Source organism: Serratia sp. G204Y, assembly GCF_051172435.1.
Lineage (GTDB): Bacteria > Pseudomonadota > Gammaproteobacteria > Enterobacterales > Enterobacteriaceae > Serratia > Serratia sarumanii.
Genome location: NZ_JBPIZA010000015.1, coordinates 1 through 1931 on the forward strand (window position 1 = coordinate 1; position 1931 = coordinate 1931).

Consider the following 1931-nt stretch of genomic DNA (forward strand, 5'->3'; position numbering starts at 1 on the left):
GGCTGGCGCCAGGCCGCTTACTTCAGCAGCGCCTGCGCCTTGGCCACCACGTTGTCCACGGTGAAGCCGAACTCGGCGAACAGCTGCTCCGCCGGCGCCGACTCACCGAAGGTGGTCATGCCCACGATGGCGCCGTTCAGCCCCACGTACTTGTACCAGTAGTCCGCGATACCCGCTTCCACCGCCACGCGCGCCGTCACCGCCGCCGGCAGCACCGACTCGCGGTACGCCGCATCCTGCTTGTCGAACGCGTCGGTCGACGGCATCGACACCACGCGCACCTTGCGGCCCGCCGCGGTCAGCTTGTCCGCCGCTTCCACCGTGATGCCCACTTCGGAGCCGGTGGCAATCAGGATAACGTCCGGCGTGCCCGCGCAGTCTTTCAGCACGTAGCCGCCGCGGTACACGTTCGCCAGCTGCTCTGCGGTGCGTGGCTGCTGGGTCAGGTTCTGGCGCGAGAACACCAGCGTGGTCGGGCCGTCGTTGCGCTCGATGCCGTACTGCCACGCCACCGCCGATTCCACCTGGTCGCACGGGCGCCAGGTGCTCATGTTCGGGGTCACGCGCAGGCTTGCCAGCTGCTCCACCGGCTGGTGGGTCGGGCCGTCTTCGCCCAGACCGATGGAGTCGTGGGTGTAGACGAACACGTTGCGCAGCTTCATCAGCGCCGCCATGCGCACCGCGTTGCGGGCGTATTCCACGAACATCAGGAAGGTCGCCGAGTACGGCAGGAAGCCGCCGTGCAGCGCGATGCCGTTGGTGATGGCGGTCATGCCGAACTCGCGCACGCCGTAATGAATGTAGTTGCCCGCCGGGTCAACGTTCAGCGCTTTCGAGCCGGACCACATGGTCAGGTTGCTCGGCGCCAGGTCGGCAGAGCCGCCCAGGAACTCCGGCAGCACCTTGCCGAACGCTTCCAGCGCGTTCTGCGACGCCTTGCGGCTGGCGATGTTGGCCGGGTTGGCCTGCAGTTTTTCCACGAACGCCTTGGCGTCGGCTTTCCAGTCGGCCGGCAGCTCGCCGTTCATGCGGCGCTTGAACTCGGCGGCCAGCTCCGGGAAGGCCCTGGCGTAGGCGGCGAATTTGTCGTTCCAGGCCGCTTCTTTGGCCTGACCGGCTTCCTTGGCGTCCCACTGGGCGTAGATGTCCTGCGGGATTTCAAAGGCGGCGTATTTCCAGCCAAGCCGCTCGCGGGTGGCGGCCACTTCGGCGGCGCCCAGCGCGGCGCCGTGCACGTCATGGGTGCCGGCCTTGTTCGGCGAACCGAAGCCGATAACGGTCTTGCACATCAGCAGCGACGGCTTGTCGGTCACCTTGCGGGCTTCTTCAATCGCGGCCTTGATGGCGTCCGGGTTGTGGCCGTCGACGTTTCGCACCACGTGCCAGCCGTAGGCTTCGAAGCGCAGGGCGGTGTCGTCGGTGAACCAGCCGTCGACGTGGCCGTCGATGGAGATGCCGTTGTCATCGTAGAAAGCGGTCAGCTTGCCGAGCTTGAGGGTACCGGCCAGAGAGCAGACTTCGTGCGAGATGCCTTCCATCATGCAGCCGTCGCCCATGAAGGCGTAGGTGTGGTGGTCAACGATATCGTGGCCCGGGCGGTTGAACTGCGCCGCCAGGGTGCGTTCGGCGATGGCGAAGCCGACGGCGTTGGCGATGCCCTGGCCCAGCGGGCCGGTGGTGGTCTCAACGCCCGGGGTGTAGCCGTACTCCGGGTGCCCTGGGGTTTTGGAGTGCAGCTGACGGAAGTTTTCCAGCTCGCGCATCGGCAGGTCATAGCCGGTGAGGTGCAGGAGGCTGTAAATCAACATGGAGCCGTGGCCGTTGGAGAGCACGAAACGGTCGCGGTCAGCCCAGTGCGGGTTAGTCGGGTTGTGGTTGAGGTAGTCACGCCACAGGACTTCGGCGATGTCCGCCATGCCCATAGGGGCACC

The 1931-nt window shown here is 66.3% G+C and carries 1 protein-coding gene; it reads right to left on the reverse strand.

Annotated features, from left to right (window positions below; all coding sequences use genetic code 11):
* Positions 1 to 17 precede the first annotated feature (17 nt).
* A partial coding sequence (gene tkt / locus ACSBQQ_RS24660) for a transketolase (protein ID WP_197772785.1) occupies positions 18 to 1931 on the reverse strand: 1914 nt, incomplete at its 5' end.